The sequence below is a fragment of the Formosa sp. Hel1_33_131 genome, assembly GCF_001735745.1.
GTDB lineage: Bacteria > Bacteroidota > Bacteroidia > Flavobacteriales > Flavobacteriaceae > Hel1-33-131.
The window spans coordinates 1,592,430-1,611,552 of sequence record NZ_CP017260.1 but is presented as its reverse complement, the minus strand read 5'-3'; the positions used below and the strand labels follow the sequence as shown (position 1 = coordinate 1,611,552).

General features: G+C 38.8%; 9 protein-coding genes and 1 pseudogene. All 10 read right to left on the bottom strand.

The genetic code is table 11. The features are described from left to right. Positions 1 to 13 precede the first annotated feature (13 nt). Complete coding sequence (gene sprA / locus FORMB_RS07260) at positions 14 to 7,390, bottom strand: cell surface protein SprA (RefSeq protein WP_442856534.1); 7,377 nt, start codon at positions 7,388 to 7,390, stop codon at positions 14 to 16. An 11-nt stretch (positions 7,391 to 7,401) separates the two neighbouring features. Beyond that, positions 7,402 to 7,983, bottom strand: coding sequence for a Holliday junction branch migration protein RuvA (ruvA, locus tag FORMB_RS07255; RefSeq protein ID WP_069676819.1), 582 nt, complete (start codon positions 7,981 to 7,983; stop codon positions 7,402 to 7,404). Positions 7,984 to 8,061: 78 nt separating this feature from the next. Next, positions 8,062 to 10,344: an NADP-dependent malic enzyme gene (locus FORMB_RS07250; protein ID WP_069676818.1), complete on the bottom strand. Its 2,283-nt coding sequence runs from the start codon at positions 10,342 to 10,344 to the stop codon at positions 8,062 to 8,064. A gap of 122 nt (positions 10,345 to 10,466) precedes the next feature. Next, positions 10,467 to 12,164 (bottom strand): gamma-glutamyltransferase, encoded by a 1,698-nt coding sequence (gene ggt, locus FORMB_RS07245; protein WP_069677929.1) that lies wholly within the window; start codon positions 12,162 to 12,164, stop codon positions 10,467 to 10,469. 55 nt (positions 12,165 to 12,219) lie between these two features. Then, positions 12,220 to 13,143, bottom strand: a complete 924-nt coding sequence (queG, locus tag FORMB_RS07240; protein ID WP_069676817.1) for a tRNA epoxyqueuosine(34) reductase QueG — start codon at positions 13,141 to 13,143, stop codon at positions 12,220 to 12,222. Positions 13,144 to 13,321: 178 nt separating this feature from the next. Further along, a pseudogene (locus tag FORMB_RS07235) lies at positions 13,322 to 13,634 on the bottom strand (GIY-YIG nuclease family protein). A gap of 57 nt (positions 13,635 to 13,691) precedes the next feature. Then, entirely contained in the window at positions 13,692 to 14,714 is a 1,023-nt protein-coding gene (gene ruvB / locus FORMB_RS07230) for a Holliday junction branch migration DNA helicase RuvB (protein WP_069676816.1), read from the bottom strand. A 73-nt stretch (positions 14,715 to 14,787) separates the two neighbouring features. Next, positions 14,788 to 16,581, bottom strand: a complete 1,794-nt coding sequence (locus FORMB_RS07225) for a cytochrome c oxidase subunit I (protein WP_069676815.1) — start codon at positions 16,579 to 16,581, stop codon at positions 14,788 to 14,790. Between the two features lie 28 nt (positions 16,582 to 16,609). Further along, a complete protein-coding gene (locus FORMB_RS07220) occupies positions 16,610 to 17,680 on the bottom strand; it encodes a cytochrome c oxidase subunit II (protein WP_069676814.1) in 1,071 nt (356 codons plus the stop codon). A 28-nt stretch (positions 17,681 to 17,708) separates the two neighbouring features. Beyond that, a complete protein-coding gene (locus FORMB_RS07215) occupies positions 17,709 to 19,109 on the bottom strand; it encodes a quinol:cytochrome C oxidoreductase (RefSeq protein ID WP_069676813.1) in 1,401 nt (466 codons plus the stop codon). Between the last annotated feature and the right edge of the window lie 14 nt (positions 19,110 to 19,123).

Here is a 19,123-nt window from a genome sequence, read left to right as displayed (position 1 = left end):
AATGTGGTTTGTATTAATTTCCAAAGTTGTAACGCAAGGTAAATCCTGAACGAATGGTCGTTTGAGGAAAGGCTGTTGAAATCGCATATTCTGAGAACGCATAGTCAAAGTAGAAGATGGCTGTTAAGTTTTTACTGAAGGCATAATCCGCGGCATAACGCATGCTCCATATCGTTTGACCCGCACTCACTTGATTGTTGTCTAAGTCCAAATACCGAATGATGGTTTTGTTATTTCTCATAGAAATATCGGCTTTCATATTCAAATCACTTTTAATGATTCTACGAGATCCCGCTAATTTCGAACGAATTCTTAAGTCTTTAATTCGATAACCGAGTCCAAAAATATATTCGTTTCCGTGAATTTCGGTCAGTAGGTTGTTGTCAAAACTTAACGACAAACTTCGATCTTTTTTAATTTCGCCAGAGACCTTGACGGAATTTTTCATTTCAAAATCAATCTTCACCAAAGGACTGAACTGCTCCACTAAATTGATGTTGCTGTATAGATCTTTAGCTTTAAAGTTATCTGATTGATCTAAGGTGTTACTGTTTTTTTGTGTTTCAAAATCCAAGGTTGGATTTGCAGCTTTGTAATCAAGATTTGATCTGAACTGGTTGATGGTGTAGGATGCATTGTAACCATGGGTTAAAGAGAACCTTCTAAAGCGCTTTTTGAACCATTTGTTTTTCATAAACCCTGTGTACTTCAAAGTCCAGTTAGGAAGTGGAATGTCTCTAAAAGCATCCAAACTAATTTTATTTGATTTTTTTCCAGAGTAGGCCGCTAAGAAGGAAGGTAACAATACGGCTTGACTGTTTTTACCAAAGCCTTCAGGGTAGCCTTCTGCATCTGTAGTATATCCATTGGCTCCGTAAAAGTTTTGAGCCAGACGGTTGGCAATCACCAAACGGTTGGTTTTAAATTCTTCAAATGGAACCGATTTATTTTCGTCGCTTTGACTGAAAGCGGTTTTAATTAAGATGGTTGATATATTGAAGTTCCCAAAGGTGTTTGGGATTAATAGATTGTACCTATTCCCTACTGCATTAAAAGTTTCTGTAAGGTTGGTTGCATAGGTTTTACCCCCATTCAAATCTATTTTCAGATCGGAGATTGGCTCCATATTAATATTAAAATCTATGTTTTGGGTATGAGTTTCGGTGTACTGCTGATTGAATTGAGCATAGGTTGTAAGCCATCCGTTTTCAGCAGAAATTCTTCTGATGTCACGCTGACTTCCAAAGGTGTATCCAGCCGTTGGCCTAAGGGTTCCTAAAAAGCCTGGCGTTGGAAGGTAGCCCGGTAAAAAAGAGCTATTTCCTTCGGAATAATTAATTTGCATGCGGTTGATACTCGTTAACAATCCAATTCCAAAATCCTTCAAATTGAGTTTTTTAGATTTTGAGGATGCTTTAGCATTCGATTTTACAGCTCTATTTCTTCTTGATGATTTTTTTATTCCTAGATAACGGTACAGTTTGCGCATGTCAAACGAAGTGTTCAAGTTATGCTGATTGGCATTCGAAATAGAATTTCCAAGAGATGTATCTGAATCACCAACCAACAGGTCAGACCCTTTGTTCCATTGAAAATCGCCTGTGTAAGAATAACTAGAGGTCACAAAGCTCAACGCCGGAAATTTATTTAACGGCAATTCATAATTGATCCCTAGTTGTTGGGTGTGTCTGTTTGGATCTCCAAAATCAAAGAAGCGGTCCCAGACACCAAGTTCCGGATCTTGATCGCCATTTAATTCATCATTTTTAAAATAATTTCTTACAATATTATTGGTGGAGGAAGTGAAGTTCAATCGTAAACCCTTTGTAAGGTCGTAATTGATGGTGTATTGAAAATCGAAGGTGTAGTTTCTTCTAATCAATTCATCAACCGTAATGTTTCCAGCACCTAATCCGGCATCTCTAAATTTCTGACTGTTGAATTGTCGTACAAAATCTGAATTCACCGAAAGACTTGAAGGCAATAAGTTTAAATTAAAATCCTTTATGAGTTTCCAATATTTATTCATAAATAGAGAATCGTTTTTCTTGAAGGGCTCCAGTTTTATTGGGGTGAAACTATAATTGTAATTGGCACCTACTCTTGCATTTTGATCCAAAGAGTTTTCAATTTCAAAATCTCGGTGTTTGATTTGATTGAAAGAATAGTTCATCGTTAAATTCTCGACGTCGTACACTCTTGGTTTGGCATCGCCCGTACGCTGTTTTCGAACGCCTATAAAATTGATGCTTTGACGTTTTGTATAATCTTCTGATTGGGTTTTGATGCGTTCGCGATCTTCCGAAGTTTCGGCGGCATCCATTAGGCTTTGAAGTTTTAAATCTTTGAATTGCTGGTCGTACTCAGGAGTGATGAGTTCTTCACTTTGTCCATAATTAAAAGGAATTTCCAAGCCCCATTTTTTTGGTAACAACTGACCAAGATTCATGTTGGTAACCACATCGTATTGTTTCAAGTCTTCACGACTTCGCTCGTTTGGCCCTTGTTCTAAACTTCCAAAACCAGTGGTACTTCGTTTTGCGGTGGCATTGATGTTCATGAAATCGGCGATGTTGGTATCCACACTCATAATCGCAGCCCAGCCTCCTTTGTTGTCCATGTCTGCAAGACGCAATTCATTGAACCATACTTCCGCACATTGTGAATTTCCGCTAATGTTTTTGACTCCCACCATTAGGGTTCTAATGTCTCCAAAATTTGGATTTCCTTTGATGGCAATCCGTTGTTCTACAGGATCGGTATCTAAATCAGAACCAGCATTTAACGAGAATGGTGCAAATTCTAAACTTCCAACCAGGTTTTCTTGTAATTCCCCATCAATCACATTGTAAAAGGTCGGAGCTTCGTTCCCTAAGGTACCTTGACCTATGCCCAAGGCTTTTATTTTTTCAAGAAATTCTAAGGGAATATTTATCTCATTGTATTCAGGCCAAACCTTTTTCACTTGTTCATCATCATCTGGGTTAGTAACGGCTCCAGAAGATTTCCGTAAAGGAACCTCTATTTGGTAATAATTTTGTGTGAAATCGTTCCCCATTCGAATGAATCCCACTAAGCTTCCTTGTTCAAAACTGTCGGTTTCACCGTCCTCAGCATGGATGAACATTTTCAGATTTTTGTACTGACGCATGTCCACATTGATGTTTTTGAAAACACCTCTTGCATCTTTTGATTCCAACGCACAAACATCCACCACTAAGGATTGTTCGTTTTGAGGCACAATAGTATTGTTGTTGTTTAATTGTTCCCGTTCAACTCCTGGAGGGGATACATAGCCACCGTCATTTTCTTGAATGCCTACAATACCAACACTAAAATCGGTGCCTTCTAATTGCGTAGCCTCATTCGAGTCGTCATCAAGGGATAGTTGATAACGACGCCAATCGCTTCGTACTAAATCCAAAGTTCCAAATCGAAATACGGTTCTTTCTGAGAAATTTTTTAAATATATACGTGCAAATCGAATGGATCTAAAATCTGATATTTCTCCAATGTTATTCGTGAATTCAGACACTGGAATTCGATACTGATACCAATTGATCGTTCCTGACGAAGAACCGTTTGGTAAGGTTATGTTTGAAACGGACTTACGATCGACAATATAGGAATTGCTAGCGTCATTTAAATCTGAAGTAGAGATGTCTATTTCATATTCGTAATAACTGTCTATGGTATTCATCGTGTTATCTCTATTGATATCTTCCACATCTGGGAGCGTTGTAGAACCGCGATTGGTATCTGAGACTGCATCTGGAGAATTCCCTTCGAGTCCATTATATCTTTTGTAACGCTCAAAGATATCACCTTCGGTATTGAGGTAATAATTATAGTTGTCATTGGCTGGATCTTCAAGTCCTGCAAAAGGTCTAAATTGTGCATCACTCGTGCCTTCTTCAGAATCGTCATAACCATCCAGTCCAACATCCTGGTTGTTACGGTCATCCCCTTGCGATGAAAATGCATAGATCAAGGATTGATTTTGAGGCGTGACGGTTTTCCAAAGGGATTGTGATAAAATACTAATATCTCCATCTTCAGGCAGTCCGTTTTCGTATTGTTTTTCACCATCTTTAATCACATCTTCAGAAATGTTCCCTAAATTAAAAACTAGTTTTCCCCCAGGATTAGAAGGATTGTCCAAAAAGGGATCCATGAGCCAAAACTCAATATACTCTACATTAGATTGCTCAAAATCTGTGGAGGTGAGTTGTCTTGTAATCCCAGCCCAACTGTTTTGAGGTGTTTCTAAAATACCATCGACTGCGTCTAGCTTATAATTATACGGCCCTCTTTCTTCAGGTTCATATACTAAATCTAAGGTGTTGATAACAGAGTATTGTCCTGTGACGACCGTTACTTGAGGGAACAGCTCTTTAATAAAAATTCGTCTTGCGTAGAGGTCAGAAACATCATCATCTGTAATGCCTCCAGGGCGTTGACCACTGTAAAAAATAGGATCGACGGAGTACCAGTTCAAGTGGGCTCTGTCAAATCCATTTTGATAACCCGCAACATCTTCAGCACCTTCTGCATACACACGTCCGAGGTTTTTAGGTCGACTTGATAAAAACCATGATTGTGGACTTAATAAACTGATGCCATTTTGGGAGCCTTCAAAATCATCGACATAAGAAGTTGCTTCACTGTCAAAATCGGTGCCTTTTGGGGCTCCTGGTCTTAGATACGCAAACTCTCCTCGAAGGGATAGATTGGATTCAACATCAGTGTCTATGTTTGGTAATTTGTTCGCCAATCGGGTGAGGAATGGCACTTCGGTGGAGTAGTTTCCATTAAACCCAAAAATAGTATTGTTGATTGATTCGCTCCCATAATTCGCTTTCTGAGTAATGGGACGTTCATTTAAGTTTAAGACGGTGGCGCCTAACACAAAATTTTCGTTGAATTGGTGCTCTACATTAATTCCTGAAAAGCGTTTTGTTTGTTGTCCAAAAACCGCATTGTTTTCAACCGACACCTGAATGGGAGTGTTGGAAGCTTGCAGGGATGGATCTAAAATTTGGACGGTTCCAATCTGATAATTCACGGTATAGTCAACGCCTTCTACAAGTACACGCCCTCCTGCAGTTACTTTTACAGAGCCTCGTGGTACATTAAAAGCGCCAATCGGAATGCCCGAACCTCCAGAAGATTTATAGCGTCCCCGCATCAAAAATTTATTTTTATCACTGTCCTGTAAAGCCGCTGTTTTGGTGTTTTTATAGAGCGATCTGTAAACGTATTTTGCTTGATTTGGATTATAAAACCCTAGTATTGATTCATCACCTTCATAGTTTTCTGAACCAGTTGTTCTAAGAGTTTCAAATAGAAAACTTCCAAAAGGTTCCACTTTGGTGAATATGATTTTTCCGTTTTGAGGGATGACGGTCACCCCTGGAACAAAATCAAAAAATCCATCTCCTTTGTTCTGAGGATCGTTATTAAAGTTCAATCTATCAAAATTAAACAATCGGATTAAAGGGGTTTCCTCTATGGGGTCATTATTTCCTATTGGTGCTGGAAATGGTGTGCCACTTACGGGGGTTATAAAGTTGAGTGCTGATGTTTCGTTATAGAAAATATTTAATCTAAAATCGTCTTGAGACAATTGATAAGCCCCTGTATTATAAATATTTTTCATCATCAAATCCCAAGTAGGAAGGTTGACGTTGGTGACTGCACTTTTTAGCATTTTCAGAACTAAACTCTGATTGGTAACGGTTTGGTTGCCTGTACTCAGATCTACCTCAACATCCGTTGCAGCGAGTCCGTCATTGGCAAATTCCCCAACTTGATACACTTTATCTCCGATCGTATATTGATACGCAACCGCAAGAACCTCATCATTCTGAAGCCGTTGATTTAAAGAAATATAACCTAATTGTGTGTCTACAGAAAACTCATTGCCTTCTGTTAATTTACGTGCATTTTCAAGTTTGCCATAATCAAATCCCTCGTTGACTCCAGGGATTAGAAATCCGGATTGTACCGTGGCAATATCACGAATAGCGTCTGAAAGCAGAGAGCCAGGCCCACCAATCTTTGTAGGGTCAAATTTATTATTTTTATTATCCGGATACGCTTCAGCCTCTTGATTGACGAAGCCTCCAGGAATGGATGTTAACCCAATCACTGAAGACTCCCCTAAATCTTGTAAGGCAACAATGTTTCGGACATTTTGAATTTGATTGGTTCTGTTGGTGACCCAAACCTCTACCCTTGTAATTTGAACTTGGGAGTTGATAAATGGATAGTTTTTAAGTGCATCATCGTATTCAGATCTAAAGTATTGAGCAAGAAAAAAGTGTCTATTTTCATCGTAATCCAAGCCAAAAAACTCAAAGTCTTCTAAAGTGCCTCCGCCTTGTGCTGTGACCGAACGTGTTTCGGATTGTTGCTCCGAAAATACGGCTGTCACTCTGGTCTTACCAAACTGTAGTTCTGTTTTTACACCAAATAAACTTTGCGCTCCTGTGATAAGAGAACTGTTGAGAGGCATACTTACATTACCCAATTCGAGTTTTTGTAAAATTGAATCTTCGTTATCTGAATTCAGTTTGTTTAATTCCTTTTGCGCAAGGCCTTTTGCTGCCCCTGTTGGGTCAGAAAGTAATTGTCGTCCTTGATCCTCTAATTGCCTTCCTTTGTTCAACAGTTCTTTTCCTTGGCCAAGCAATTCCCTTCCTCTTTCGCCAAGCAGTTCTTCTGGATTGTTAAGCGGTGTGTATTCAATTTTAAATAAGTTCTGAAAATCAAACGTGGATTGGGTGTCATAATTGGCATTGACTTTTAATCGTGTCCCAACTTTACCTGTCAAACTTAAGCTAATTCGTTGATCGAAGTCAAACGTAAAATTACTTTGATTTCTTGGTGAAAACGCAGGGTTTTCTTGTTTGGTGTACATTACTCCGAGGTCCATTTCGACAGACCCTTGTGGAACTACGGAGATTACATTGCTCCCAAATATGGTTTCAAAAAATTTGGAGTTGATATATAAATCTGGAATTAGGTTTTTCTTAGCTTCTTCAGAGCCTTCTTTTTTTCCGTCAAGCGCATCTAGTTTTTCTTTGTAATAGGCTTTCAAGCTTTCTTTGACCACTAAGTCTTGAAATTCTTTTGGCGTTAATATGACTGGGTAATTAATGTTAAAATCTCCAACAGTTGAGGTGTAGAAATACCTATCTGTGAGTGGATCGTAGGTGTATTTACTTTCGATACTCGCTGGATCTGGGATGTCTAGTTTTCCAAATGAAAATGTGGTAGATGTAGAGTCTCTAACAGTCGCAGGTTCTTGTGCAAATAAGACTGAGTTGAAACTCAGTAATAGAACTCCAAGAAAGAGTCTTTTAAAACAAGATTTATGGCTAGTAATTTTCAAATGAGTTACAGGTTTTTAAGCGCTTCCTTAATAATAAATTCTACGGTGGCATCCGGCGTAGATATTACGATCTTTTCGACAATGCGTTCGGATTGTTTTTTCATAAAACCCAAAACTTCTAAAGCAGATAACGCTTCATCTTTGTTTGTATTGTTTTGAGACAAGGAAGTTTCATCAATATCGTAAATTTTAAGAACTTTATCTTTTAAATCGATGATGACTCTTTGTGCTGTTTTAAGGCCAATGCCTTTAACCGATTGTATCAAAGCAACGTCTCCAACGGCAATTCCTTCTCTAATTTGTTTGGGTGTGAGCGACGAAAGCATGGTGCGCGCTGTGTTTGCTCCAATTCCACTGACAGAAATTAACAGTCTGAAAATTTCTCGTTCCGCAGAACTAATAAACCCGTACAGCGTGTGAGAATCTTCTTTCACTTGAAGGTGTGTAAAGACTTTAATCGCCTCTTGATCTGGTATTTGAGAAAACGTATGAAGTGAAATGTTGACAAAATAGCCAATGCCATTACAATCTATAATGACGTGTGTGGGTGTTTTTTGAACTAATTTACCTTGAATGTGTGTAATCATATCTTCACTTCCTTTGAACTTCAAATGTACTAAAATTATACAATATTTTAAGAAGAAAAAAGAAAGTGATTTAGAGGGTTAATTCACCGCTTTTCCTTTTTGCTGTGCATCCACGACTGCAACGGCAGTCATATTCACAATTTCATCGACGCTAGCCCCTAATTGTAAAATATGAACAGGCTTGCGTAATCCCATCATGATGGGCCCAATAGATTCTGCTTTATTGAGTTCTTTTAATAATTTATAGGTGATATTCGCCGATTCTAAATTTGGAAAAATAAGCGTATTTACTTTTTTGTTTGCAAGTTTAGAAAACGGAAAATTCGCTTTTAACATTTCACTGTTCAATGCAAAATCCGTTTGTAATTCACCATCCACTAACAAATCTGGATGTCTTCGATGCAGGTACGATACCGCTTCTCTTACTTTAGTCGCCGTTTTATCCTTTGATGATCCAAAGTTAGAATAGGATATCATCGCCATCACAGGTTCTATACCAAACATTTTAACCACACCAGATGTCATCTGAGCAATTTTTATCAAATCGTCTGCGGAAGGGTTTATGTTGATGGCTGTATCACTCAAAAACATAGGTCCTCTTTGTGTAATCATCACATTGGTGGTCGCAATTCGTGTGGAACCAGGTGCCAGCCCAATTAAATTTAACATTGGTTTTAAGACAGACCCATAATTACTGGAGTACCCGGAAATAAGGGCATCCGCATCGCCTTGATTGACCATCATTGCCGCAAAATAGTTGCGTTCACGCATTAATTTTTGAGCGGCTAAGAGTGTCACCCCTTTTCGCTGTTGTTGTTTCCAATATATTTCTGCGTATTTATTTTTCTGGAGAGTGCTTTCATCGGCTTTAGGGTCGATGATTAACACTTCTTCATCAAATTCTAATTCTTCCATAAGACGTTCTATTTCGTCCCGTCGTCCTAATAAAATAGGGGTTGCTACGCCTTCTTCTAAAACAATTTGGGCCGCTTTAAGAACATTTAACTGATCGGCTTCTGCAAAAACAACACGTTTCGGGTTTAGCTTCGCTCGGTTAAATAAGAGCCTTACAATTTTATTATCGGAACCCATACGCTCCAAAAGGGTGTCTTCGTAGTGTTCCCAATCTGTAATTGGTGCCAAGGCCACACCGCTTTCTATCGCTGCTTTTGCCACGGCTGGTGGAATCGCTGCAATGAGGCGGGGATCAAATGGTTTTGGAATGATATAATCTTTTCCAAAAGTCAAACGCGTTTCGCCATAGGCAATGTTTACTTGCTCTGGAACCGGTTCTTTTGCTAAGTCTGCTAAGGCAATGACTGCCGCTTTTTTCATTTCTTCATTAATGGAGGTCGCTCTCACATCTAAGGCACCTCTAAAAATAAATGGAAAACCAAGTACATTATTAACTTGATTAGGTGTGTCACTTCGTCCCGTTGCCATGATAATATCGTCACGTGTTTTGACCGCGAGATTGTATTTTATTTCTGGGTCTGGGTTTGCCATTGCAAAGACAATTGGATTGTTTGCCATTGACAACAGCATCTTAGGGTTCACAATATCAGAAGTTGAAAGTCCAATAAACACATCGGCATCTTTCATTGCTTCTTCTAGCGTATCAATTTTTCTGTGGGTCGCAAACTCTGCTTTTTGAGAAGTTAAATTTTCACGGTCATTTCTAATCACCCCTTTACTATCCAGCATGACAATATTTTCGCGCTTCGCACCAAATGATTGGTACAAACGTGTACAGGAAATGGCGGCGGCACCAGCACCACTCACTACAATTTGTACGTCTTGAATATTTTTTTCTGCAATTTCTAAGGCATTCAACAAGGCTGCTGCAGATATAATCGCCGTTCCATGCTGATCGTCATGCATCACAGGGATATCAAGTTCTTCTTTCAGTCGTTTTTCGATTTCAAAGGCTTCTGGCGCTTTGATGTCTTCTAAATTAATGCCTCCAAAAGTGGGTGCTATATTTTTAACGGTTTGAATAAATTCTTCTACATTTTCAGTATTCACTTCGATGTCAAACACATCGATATCAGCAAATATTTTAAAGAGCAAGCCTTTTCCTTCCATCACTGGTTTGGAGGCTTCCGCGCCAATATTTCCCAATCCTAAAACAGCGGTTCCGTTGGTAATCACAGCCACTAGATTTCCTTTTGCTGTATATTTATAAGCATCGGAGGGGGTTTTTTCTATGGCCAAACAAGGCGCCGCAACACCAGGAGAATAGGCCAATGCCAAGTCTCTTTGGGTGGCATATTTTTTAGTAGGAACTACTTGAATTTTTCCGGGAGACGGTTTTTCGTGATAAGCTAAAGCTTCTAAATCGTGTTTACTCAGTTTTGACATCTTGGTGGTTTGATATGCAAAGTTAGACAGTTCAGTTTAATAATGAAATTTTAGAGCTATTCTTTTAGAAACTTGATACCCCGCCTGAGCTTAAGATAGATACTTGCTCTGCAAAATATAGATTAAAACCCTGCAGCCGTATCGTCGCCTCTCGGGTCTGCACCTCCTTCTAAGCTGCCGTCAGGCAATACCAAAATAGCATCTACTTTTCCTATGATTGGTGAATTCGTCTGGTCTATGGCGTAGCCTAATTTTTTAAGTGACTTAAAAACAAGTGTATCAAAAGAGGTTTCAAATTTGATGTTATCTGGCAACCATTGGTGGTGAAATCGGGGTGTGGAAACTGATTCTTGCATGCTCATATCGTACTCCAATACATTTAGAATATTTTGCATCACAGAGGTGATAATGGTAGAGCCTCCAGGCGAGCCTACCACCATTTTGAGTTGTCCATTTTTTTCAACAATGGTTGGCGACATGGAGCTTAACATTCGTTTTTTGGGTGCGATTGCATTGGCTTCAGCTCCGACCAAACCATACATGTTTGGTTCTCCAGGTTTTGCACTAAAGTCATCCATTTCATTATTTAAAAAGAAGCCACCTTCTTCTACATAAACTTTAGATCCATAAGCAGCATTTAGGGTGGTGGTCACAGAAACACTGTTTCCAAAGGGGTCGACGATTGAATAATGGGTGGTTTCATTACTTTCATATCCAGGAATAGAACCTCGTGAGAGTGTGCTCGACTTTGTGGCTTTTTCCCAATTAAAATCACTCATTCTTCTGGAAAGATAGTTTTCAGATGTCAGACTGTCTGTGGGTATATTGACAAAATCTGGGTCACCTAAAAAATAGGATCGATCGGCATAAGCTCTCCGTTCTGCTTCTGCTATGAGTTGGATGTACTGAGTTGAATTGTGTGGATACTGTTCTATGTTAAACGGCGCTATGCTTTTTAAAATTTGAGCAAGACAGATGCCTCCGCTAGAAGGGGGTGGCATGGAAATAATTTTATGCCCTTTGTACATAAATGTGATTGGGTCTCTCCATTTGACTTCATAACTGGCTAAATCTTCTTTGGTCATAATACCGCCCAGTTCTTGAACCTGATCTACTATAATATTAGCGGTTTCCCCTTTATAAAATTCGTTCCTCCCATTGGCTTTAATGCGCTTTAATGTTTCGGCTAACTTTGGGTATCTAATCGTATCACCCGTTTTCCAATCCTTGTCTAAAAGAATCGTTCTTTTGTTCGCCTCCCTGAATTTGGACTTAAAACGGTTTAATTGTTTGGCTTGTTTTTCTGTCACAACAACTCCGTTAAGAGCCAACTGAATGGCGGGTTCTATCAATTTTTCAAAAGGGAGTGACCCGAATTTTTGATGCACTTCAAATAAGCCTGCAATCGTTCCGGGGACTCCCACGGCAAGTGCGCCTATTTTACTTGCATCCGAATTTACATTTCCATCTGAATCAAGGTACATGTTTTTTGTGGCTGCTAAAGGTGCTTTTTCTCTAAAATCTAAGCTACCCGTCGTGCCGTCATTCATTCTAAAAACCATAAAACCACCGCCACCAATATTACCTGCTACGGGATATGACACTAACAATGCTAAATCGGTCGCAATCATGGCATCAAAAGCATTACCGCCTTGCTTCATAATTTCGACTCCAATTTTGGAAGCTTCTTCTCTAGCGGAAACTACCATGGCTTTTTCTGCAATAAGACCATGGGGTTTGTCAACTTGGGGCGTTTCACCTTTTGTGTTACACTGAATGCATAGAGTGGACGTGACGAGTAGTATGAGGGCTTTTTTCATGATTTTTTTTGTACGGTCCATGGATGTAATATAGGTTTTATAAAATTAAAGAAAATTATTTTAAAAATTCGATATTTCTTTTTAACCCTGAAAACTTTGTGCGTTTTACTGCTGAATGTTGAAATACTTTAGAGAAGGTGTCTTGGGTAATTTCTTCCCAATCTTGTTTGGTCATGGACAACAATTCTGGTTTTGGATTGAATAAGGGTTCAGAGTGTTCTTTTGAAAACCGATTCCATGGGCATACATCTTGGCATATATCACATCCAAACATCCAGTTGTCAAATTGACCTTTCATTTCTGACGGAATTTGTTCTTTGAGCTCAATGGTGAAGTAGGAAATACACTTGCTACCATCGACTCCATGTTCTGGAGAAATAGCTTCTGTTGGGCAGGCATCTATACAAGCTGTGCATGTGCCACAGTGGTCAGTCACAGGGCTATCATAATCTAATTCTAAATCAATAATAAGCTCTGCAATAAAATAGAAAGACCCCACTTGTTGCGTTAGTAAATTGCTGTGTTTTCCAATCCATCCTAGCCCTGCTTTCTTCGCCCAAGCTTTTTCCAAAATTGGTGCGGAGTCCACAAATGCACGCCCGTGAACTTCGCCTATTTCTTCTTTTATAAATTCTAAAAGTTGTTTGAGTTTGTCTTTTATGACAAAGTGATAGTCCCTGCCATAGGCATATTTACTAATTTTTGGGGCTTCTGGATCGTGTTGGGTTTCTTCAGGGAAATAATTATATATAAGAGAGACAACACTCTTGGAATCCTCTACTAACAACGTGGGATCAAGGCGTTTGTCAAAATGGTTTTCCATGTACTGCATTTTACCATGGCTGTTTTTTTTGAGCCACGACTCCAAACGCGGGGCTTCTTCTTCTAAAAAACCCGCCTTACTCATACCACAAGACAAAAAACCGAGGCGTTTGGCTTCTGCTTTTATTAAACTTGAATAGTGGTTTTTTAAATTCATTTGGTTGTCACACTGAGCCTACCTATCGGTAGGCAGGAGCGGTTGAAGTGCTAAATTAAGTAATTCATGTTAAATTCATTTGGTTGTCACACTGAGCGCAGTCGAAGTACTAAACTAACTAATTCTTTTATTAAATTTATTTAGATGTCACACTGAGCACAGTCGAAGTGCAAAATTACTAGTCTTTATATTTATAATGCGTTGCATTCCTACATTCTGAAAGGATTTGTAACATATCAAAATCTCCATTTATTAAGGCAAGTTTTTTTCAACCTTGTCCATCCTTTAATTTTCTTTTCAAAATAAATCGCTTGTAAAACATCATTAAATTCTTGATGAAACTCTAACGTCAATGGTCGTCTATTGTAGGTATATGAACCTTTGTTAAATCCAAACTGATGCTGTTTAAACCTTTTCTCTAAATTGTTTGTTACTCCTGTATAATACGATTCGTCAGAGCATTTAAGAATGTATACGTAATAAAAATACATGATAAAAACTTTTATGGGCTTCGACTGCGCTCAGCCTGACATTATTATGAAATCAACCTAAAACAGTCCTCCTTGAATATCGCCTTTAATGCGTCCTAAATGTTTGTATGCAAGATCGGTGACTTCACGACCTCTGGGTGTTCGCATGATAAATCCTTGTTGAATCAAAAAAGGTTCGTAAACTTCTTCGATTGTTTCTGGACTTTCACTCACTGCGGTTGCGATGGTGGTGACACCAACGGGCCCGCCTTTGAATTTATCAATAATAGTGGTCAAAATTTTATTGTCCATTTCATCAAGCCCATGCGCATCTACATTCAGGGCTTTCAATCCGAATTTGGCGATTTCAATGTCGATTTTTCCGTTGCCTTTGATTTGTGCAAAATCTCTTACACGACGTAATAAGGCGTTTGCAATACGAGGGGTTCCTCGACTTCGTCCCGCAATTTCTACTGCGGACTCAAAACTGATGGGAACTTTTAGTATTTCAGCACTTCTTTCGAGGATGGTTGAAAGTAGTTCTGTTGTATAATATTGTAAACGGCTACTGATTCCAAATCGGGCACGCATGGGTGCGGTTAACAGTCCTGATCTGGTGGTTGCACCGACTAATGTAAATGGGTTTAAGTTGATTTGAACCGTTCGGGCATTGGGCCCAGATTCAATCATTATGTCAATTTTATAATCTTCCATTGCGGAGTATAAATATTCCTCTACAATAGGACTCAAACGGTGAATTTCATCAATGAATAAGACATCCCGTTCTTCAAGGTTGGTGAGCAATCCTGCCAAGTCTCCGGGCTTATCCAGTACAGGACCTGAAGTGACTTTAATGCCTACGCCAAGTTCATTGGCGAGTATGTGTGCAAGGGTGGTTTTTCCAAGTCCTGGAGGGCCATGAAACAAGGTATGATCCAAGGCTTCGTCGCGTTCTACGGCGGCTTCTACAAATATCTGAAGATTTTCAAGGACTTGATCTTGTCCCGCAAAGTCATCGAATGAAAGGGGTCTTAACACCTTTTCTATGTCTTGTTCTTCTGGTGTGAAGTGATCGTCGTTAGGGTTAAGGTTTTCATTCATATACACAAATATAAAGAAAAAGCCTTTCTTGTTTTAAGAAAGGCTTTTAAATATACTATTAAGTTATGAGCATTTAGTGTTGCAGCTCTTCTTCGCCTTCTTTTAAAGGGACGTTTTGTGGTACAAAGTCGTCGTCGTGACCTGGTTTGCTGTAGTCATAAGACCAACGGTGTACATGAGGAATCTCTCCTGGCCAGTTTCCGTGGATATGCTCTACAGGTGTTGTCCACTCTAATGTGTTAGACCTCCAAGGATTCTGTTCTGCTTTTTTACCGAAGAATATGCTGTGAAAGAAGTTCCATATAAAGACCAATTGAAACGCTCCTCCGATAAGTGCAAATACGGTAATTAGTATTTGAACATTTGAAGTGTCATCAAATAATGGGAAGTTACTGTTGGTGTAATAACGTCTTGGCAATCCTGCCATCCCAATAAAGTGCATTGGGAAAAATACGCCATAAGCACAAATAGCCGTGACCCAGAAGTGAATGTATCCTAAGTTTTTGTTAAGCATACGTCCAAACATTTTTGGGAACCAATGGTAAACTCCTGCAAACAATCCGTAGAGTGCTGATATTCCCATTACTAAATGGAAGTGTGCCACTACAAAATACGTATCATGCACATTGATATCTAAAGCACTGTCTCCAAGAATAATTCCGGTAAGTCCTCCTGTAATGAAGGTTGAAACAAATCCAATAGAAAACAGCATTGCTGGGTTCAGTTGTATATTTCCTTTCCAAAGGGTGGTAATCCAATTAAAGGCTTTTACTGCGGATGGAATGGCTATTAATAGAGTGGTGAATGTAAATACCGATCCTAAAAATGGATTCATTCCTGAAATAAACATATGGTGTCCCCATACAATGGTTGACAAAAATGCAATCGCCAAAACAGAGGCTATCATGGCACGGTATCCAAAAATTGGTTTACGCGAATTGGTTGCTAGTATTTCTGATACTAAGCCCATAGCCGGTAGAATAACTATATATACTTCAGGATGTCCTAAGAACCAGAATAAGTGTTCAAATAATACAGGAGATCCACCTTGGTAGTGTAATACTTCTCCTTGAATAAATATATCCGATAAGAAGAAAGAGGTTCCAAAACTACGGTCCATAATTAACAACAATGCTGCCGATAATAGGACTGGAAACGATACCACACCAATGACAGCGGTGATGAAAAACGTCCATATAGTTAATGGTAATCTTGTCATTGACATTCCTTTTGTTCTGAGGTTTAAAACAGTTACGATGTAATTTAAAGATCCTAATAAAGAGGAGGCGATAAAGATTGCCATGGATACTAACCACAAAGTCATTCCTGCACCTGATCCACCTTGTGCCATAGGCAATGCGCTTAATGGAGGGTAAATTGTCCAACCTGCTGCTGCGGGCCCTGCTTCTACAAAAAAGGAAGCAACCATAATCACACTAGACAAAAAGAATAACCAGTAAGAAATCATATTAAGAAATCCAGAGGCCATATCTCGTGCTCCAATTTGCAAAGGAATTAATAAGTTACTAAAGGTTCCACTCAAGCCAGCCGTTAATACAAAGAATACCATGATGGTTCCATGAATGGTGACTAAGGCTAGATAGATATCTGCATCCATCACACCTCCTGGTGCCCATTTGCCTAAAAGAGCTTCAAAAATTACATTTGGCTCTGTAGGCCATGCGATTTGCATACGCATTAAAAGAGACATTAATACCCCAATAATACCCATAATAAGCCCCGTAATCAAATACTGTTTAGCGATCATCTTGTGATCTTGACAAAAGATATACTTTGTTATAAAAGTTTCTTTGGGATGATGTCCGTGATCGTCTTGGTGTGCGTGAGTATCTACCTGTGCTGACATAATCTTATGTTGTTATTTCTTTAATTTTTTAATTTTGAACTAGGGAGTTCTTGAATAATTTTTGCTCTTGTAACCATGCCTTGTAGTCTTCTTCCGATTCTACAATGATTTTCATTTGCATGTTATAGTGTGATTTTCCACATATTTTATTACAAAGTAATAGGTAGTCAAACTCATAGCTATCTAAAGGTTCTTCGCCTTTTGCTTGTAGTTTTTTACTTTTATTAACTCTGATTTTATTGATGTTTCTTACTTTTTCATAGATGTCAGGATTCAATCGCATTTCTTCCGTGGTTACGGTTGGAGTGAATGCAAACTGTGTAATCATTCCAGGAACACAATTCATTTGTGCTCTAAAGTGAGGCATATAGGCGGAGTGTAACACATCTTGTGAACGCATTTTGAATAATACTGGTACGCCTACAGGAAGGTGCAATTCAGTGGTAATGACATCGTCTTGCGCATTTGGATCTGCTTCATCTAAACCTAAAATATTGGCGTTGTCAAGATTAATGAGTCGCACATTGGCTTTTCCTAAAACATTGTCTTCACCAGCATAGCGTGCTTTCCAGTTGAATTGTTGAGCGTATAACTCAATGACCAATGGATCCTCGTCTTCGTCAACATACATGATGTCTGTCCATGTGAACAACCCATACATGATAAGTCCTGCTAATACAATGACAGGGATGATAGTCCAGAGAAACTCTAGCTTGTCATTGTCTGCATAAAATAATGCTTTACGTCCTTTTTCACCTTTATATTTAAAAGCGAAGTAGTGTAATAAAAACTGTGTAATCGTTTGCACGACAAAAATCACTGCCATCGAAATGATCATTAATCGGTCAATTTCAGGGCCGTGTTCAGATGCCGAATTAGAGGTTAATGGTAAATCGCCCCAAAGTACAAATGACACAATTGTGATTCCGTATATAAAGCCTAAAAAGCCCAACATAAGGTATCCTTGCGTTTTGTTGTCACCGTCGTTTGCAACTTGAGTTATATCTTTATTTACTTGTGCTAAATCAAAGATTTTGACCATTTGCCAAATTGCAATTGTGATCCCTAATAAAATTAATATTGTTAATAAGCCAGTCATCGTTATATGTTGTCTTTTTAAATTTTAATTAATAATGAAAGTGTTCGCTTTCCTTGATAAAAGGATTTCCTTTTGCTAATAATGGTGCTTTTGAAAGCGCATAAAAAACAATGAATAAGAATAATCCTAAGAACAATACTATGGCACTAATTTCAGGAACCCCAATAAACCATCGGTCTCCTACTGTTGCCGGCATAATCATATTGAAAATATCTATATAATGACCGAATAAAATCACAATACCTGCCATTACTATAAACCATGGCACACGCTTGTAATCGCTGTTCATGAGTACTAGGAATGGGAAAATAAAGTTTAATATAATCATTCCAAAGAATGGTAAGTTGTAGTCTTCAATACGGGTTACAAAATAGGTGACCTCTTCAGGAATGTTTGCATACCAGATAAGCATGAATTGTGAGAACCATAAATAGGTCCAGAACACACTAATCGCAAACATAAATTTTGCCAAATCATGTAAATGACTGTCGTTTACAAACTCCATCAATCCTTTAGATTTTAGATAAATTGTAATCAATGCAATTACTGTGATTCCACTGACAAACATACTTGCAAATACATACCATCCAAATAAGGTACTGAACCAGTGTGGGTCAACACTCATGATCCAATCCCAAGACATCATGGATTCTGTGTAGATGTAAAATACTAAGAATGCTGCTGAAATTCTAAAGTTCTTTTTAAAGAAACTGTTGTCATTTATATCTGCTTGATCTTGTGCTAGTGAGAATTTACGTGAGAAATAACGGTATAAACTCCATCCTGTGATAAAGATCAATCCTCTTACTGCAAACCATGTTTTATCTAACCAACCTGCTTTTGCTTGAATCAGTGCGTCATGTGCAACGACTTCTGGATCCATCCATATAAAGATGTGATGATCTGCCCATAATGCGATACATAAAACAATTAAACCTCCAGGTAATACGTAATACGTAATGGCTTCCATGACTCTAAATAGTACTGGTGACCACCCTGCTTGTGCTGCATATTGAATACCGTAAAACGCAAGTACCCCTAAGGATATCATAAAAAAGAAGAATGCTGCTACATATAAAGCTGCATAAGGTCTGTTGTGCATTTGGTGCAATACATGCTCTGCGTGCGCATCATCATTGTGCGCTTCCGATCCGTGTGCATCTTCTGCATGCGTGTCAGAATCGTGTGTGGAATGCATCATTGCAGCATGCGCCTCCGCGTCTGTTTGAACGTCATGATGCATTGCTTCTGTCGTTTCTTCGCCATGAGAAGCGTCTGCTCCATGGTGCGAATTTTCTTCTGCTAATAGTACTTTAACATCATCGAGGGTGAGCCCGTGTGTTGCTACATAGCTTGTGCCCCATCCTATTGCACCAATGACAAACAGTGCGAGGGAAACAATTTTAAGTCTTTTTGAAAACGTGTACATGTTGATATAAATGT